The 3971-nt window shown below is 29.3% G+C and carries 5 protein-coding genes; all 5 read left to right on the top strand.

From position 1 onward, the window contains the following. A partial coding sequence (gene gndA, locus HMPREF2930_RS00215) for an NADP-dependent phosphogluconate dehydrogenase (RefSeq protein WP_141751504.1) occupies positions 1–1364 on the top strand: 1364 nt, incomplete at its 5' end. 63 nt (positions 1365–1427) lie between these two features. Next, a complete protein-coding gene (gene zwf, locus HMPREF2930_RS00220) occupies positions 1428–2888 on the top strand; it encodes a glucose-6-phosphate dehydrogenase (RefSeq protein WP_002449615.1) in 1461 nt (486 codons plus the stop codon). Positions 2889–2926: 38 nt separating this feature from the next. Then, a complete protein-coding gene (locus HMPREF2930_RS11340; RefSeq protein WP_017175388.1) occupies positions 2927–3040 on the top strand; it encodes an NAD(P)H-dependent oxidoreductase in 114 nt (37 codons plus the stop codon). A 10-nt stretch (positions 3041–3050) separates the two neighbouring features. Beyond that, positions 3051–3536 carry an NAD(P)H-dependent oxidoreductase gene (locus tag HMPREF2930_RS00225; protein WP_254613616.1) on the top strand — a complete coding sequence of 162 codons (486 nt, stop codon included), beginning with the start codon at positions 3051–3053 and terminating at the stop codon, positions 3534–3536. Positions 3537–3723: 187 nt separating this feature from the next. Next, on the top strand, positions 3724–3924 hold the full coding sequence (locus HMPREF2930_RS00230; protein WP_015387322.1) for a hypothetical protein: 201 nt from the start codon (positions 3724–3726) through the stop codon (positions 3922–3924). The last annotated feature ends 47 nt before the right edge of the window (positions 3925–3971 follow it).

Genomic DNA, 3971 nt, shown 5'->3' on the forward strand with positions numbered 1-3971 from the left:
AAAATCTTGCGTGGAACATCGAGGATAAGAAATATTCTGTGAGTATTCATAGTAGAGATAATAATGAAATTAATGATACTATTCAAAAGTCTCATTATCAAAAGATATATCCTGCGTATAACTTGAAAGAATTTGTAGATTCATTAGAAAAACCCCGTAAAATTTTGTTGATGATTAAGGCTGGTAGTCCTACGGATAACATGATAAATGCCTTACTTCCATTATTAGACGATGAAGATATTTTAATTGATGGTGGTAATACAAACTATCAAGATACAATTCGTCGAAATAAAACATTAGCTGAAAGTGGCGTTAATTTCATTGGTATGGGCGTATCAGGTGGTGAAGTAGGCGCTTTAACTGGTCCTTCATTAATGCCTGGTGGTCAAGAAGCCGCTTATAATAAAGTCAGTGATATCTTAGATGCCATTGCAGCTAAAGCGCAAGATGGTGCATCTTGCGTAACATACATTGGCCCAAATGGTGCAGGTCATTATGTGAAAATGGTTCATAACGGTATTGAATATGCAGATATGCAATTAATCGCTGAAAGTTATACAATGATGAAAGACTTATTAGGTATGAGTCATACTGAAATTTCTCAAACATTCAAAGATTGGAATGCTGGAGAACTCGAAAGTTACTTAATAGAAATTACTGGTGATATTTTCACTAAATTAGATGAAAATAATGAACCATTAGTAGAAAAAATATTAGATACTGCTGGTCAAAAAGGTACAGGTAAATGGACTTCTATTAATGCATTAGAATTAGGAATTCCATTAACAATTATCACTGAATCGGTATTTGCTCGTTTCATTTCATCCATTAAAGAAGAACGTGTTAATGCGTCTAAATCATTAAATGGACCACAAGCTTCATTTGATGGTAATAAAGAAGAATTCTTAGAAAAAATCAGAAAAGCATTATATATGAGTAAGATTTGTTCTTACGCTCAAGGCTTTGCGCAAATGAGAAAATCGAGCGAAGATCACGAATGGAACTTAAAATTAGGTGAACTGGCAATGATTTGGCGTGAAGGTTGTATCATTCGTGCACAATTCTTACAAAAAATTAAAGATGCTTACGATAATAATCCAGAACTTGAAAACTTATTATTAGATCCATACTTCAAAAATATTGTTACAGATTACCAAGATGCATTAAGAGACGTCGTAGCAACAGGCGTTAAAAACGGTGTACCGACACCAGGATTCTCTGCAAGTGTGAACTACTATGATAGTTATCGTTCTGAAGATTTGTCAGCTAATCTTATCCAAGCACAACGTGACTATTTTGGTGCACATACTTATGAACGTAAAGACCGTGAAGGTGTGTTCCACACACAATGGGATGAAGAGTAATATAATTACTGTTACGGAATGAAAACCAGAAACTAGCTAATCAAGTAAAAGGGGGGAACTGCTTTGGATAAAAATTTATCATCATTAATAACAATATTTGGCGGAACAGGAGATTTAAGTTACAGGAAATTGCTACCTTCTATTTTTAATCTTTATAAAAAGGGTCACTTTAAGAAATTAGTTATCATTTCTACGGGTTTAGAGGATATAAGTGATGAAGAATATAGAAGTAAAGTAAAACAAATTTTATTAAGCCAAGAAAATTTTGAAATGGTGAACTTATTTTTAGATAACATATTTTACTTTCAACAAAATGTTGAAGATAAAACAAGTTGGAATAAATTAAAGGAACTTTCCAATGATATTGATAAAAAATATTGTTTGGATGGCAATAGATTATTTTACTTAGCAATGAATCCTCAATTTTTTAAAATTATAACTCAAAGCATAAGCCAATCAGGTCTTTCTGATACAAATGGATTTTCAAGATTAATAATAGAAAAACCATTTGGAAAAGATTTGAAATCTGCCGAAGACTTAAATAAACACATAAGACAGTATTTTAAAGAAGAAGAAATATTTAGAATAGATCATTATCTAGGTAAAGAGATGGTGCAAAATATTGAATCTTTACGTTTTGGTAATACAATATTTGAACCATTGTGGAACAACAAGTATATATCAAATGTTCAAATAACTCTATCGGAAACTTTAGGCATTGAAGATAGAGGCCAATACTATGATTCTACAGGAGCGCTTAAAGATATGGTGCAAAATCATGCACTACAAATACTTACTCTTATTGCTATGGAGAAACCCGAAAGCAGAAATAGTAAAGATATTAGACTAAAAAAAATCGAACTTTTAAACAATATAAAATTTTTGAAAGGGGCTGATGTACACAAATATTTTGTTAGAGGACAATATATTAATGGTATTATTAATGAAACTCCGATAATGTCATATCATGAAGAAAAAGGTGTTAATAGTGATTCAACAACAGAAACATTTGTAGCAGGGAAATTACTCATTAATAATGATAGATGGAAAGGGACACCGTTTTATATTCGTACAGGAAAGCGTTTAAATAAAAAAGCAATAGAAGTTGTTATAGAATTTAAAAAATTAAATAGTAAATTAATCTATGAAAATGATAATGAAGATGTTGATTGTAATTTAATGGTAATAAATATAGAACCTAATGCCCAAATATCACTATATATTTATGAAAATAAATCAACTAGAAATAATAGAAACCATAATATACAAATCTATAACTTAATAGATAAAAAACAAGTAGTGGATGCTTATGAATCACTTATATGTGATGCTTTAATAGGAAATCAAACTAATTTTGTACATTGGGAAGAACTTAAACATTCATGGGAATTTATAGATTATATAAGTACTGAATGGAAAAAATCTAACGTAACAATACCACAGTATAAACCAGGAAGTTTTGGACCTAAAGAAAGTGATCAATTACTTAAACAAGATAACTTTGAATGGTGGAATAATCTATAAAACGTAAATATTGCAAAACACTATATAGGAGAAGTTAAATGAATATTCTAATAGTATATGCGCACCCTGGACCTCAATCTTTTAATAGTAAACTTAAAGATATTGCACAAACAGTATTGAAGGAGAATGGTAATAATTGTCGTTGTATCTGATTTGTATAAAATGAATTTTAACCCTGTTGCTCAAAAATCTGATTTTAAATATTTAAAAAATAATAACTTTTTTAAATATCCTATAGAACAAGAGCATTCTTACAAAAATAATATATTAAGTAAGGAAATTAAATCTGAATTAAGCAAACTATTGTGGGCGGATATTATTATTTTTCAATTCCCTTTATGGTGGTCGAGTGTTCCTGCAATATTAAAAGGATGGTTTGATAAAGTTTTAATATATGGAGGGATTTATGGAGGGGCATATGGGAAGTTTAAGAACGCCAGATTATCTAATAAAAAAGCTATTATAAGTACAACAACTGGTTCATCAGGAGATATACACAAACAAGTACTATTTCACATTAGTCATGGAATAGTTGAATATACTGGAATGCAATGTTTAGATACATTAATCGCATATGAAATTGATAAAGATCAAAATAGTAGAGATGAGTATATAGAATTTTTTAAAAACAAAATAAAGTATATTTAACCAAATTGAAATACGGAGTAGAGAAATAAAAAAGCTAAGTCATTGATTTATTAAAGCATAAAACACTTGTATGGGCTATTATAGGGAAGTATTCTCAGAATGTGTTAAAAATATTATTAAACCAGAAGACACAGTAATTAATTTAAAATGTGGTTTTTCAAAATAATTTGGAAAGGAGTTTTTGTTTGTGATAATAGAGCAATTAAAACAAGAATTAGAATTAAATACAGTAAATAGTATAGAAGTTTATTTTCATTCTGGAGATTCAGTAATTGCAAGAAAAATAGACTATTCACAAAGTTCTGAAAAAATTATTAAAGTACTTAATCCAGTGCCTATGTATATTAATTTAGAAAATGTAACATACATTCAGTTAAGAGAAATGTAATAATGTAGATAGCATGGTTCTGTTGCAAAGTAAAAAAATATAGCTAA

Source organism: Staphylococcus sp. HMSC068C09, from assembly GCF_001813735.1.
GTDB classification, from domain to species: Bacteria; Bacillota; Bacilli; order Staphylococcales; family Staphylococcaceae; genus Staphylococcus; species Staphylococcus hominis.

Bases quoted from the DNA above. Each gene is read 5' to 3' on its own strand.
- HMPREF2930_RS11340 (WP_017175388.1), top strand. From the start codon at position 2,927: ATGAATATTCTAATAGTATATGCGCACCCTGGACCTCAATCTTTTAAT.
- HMPREF2930_RS00225 (WP_254613616.1), top strand. From the start codon at position 3,051: ATGAATTTTAACCCTGTTGCTCAAAAATCTGATTTTAAATATTTAAAA.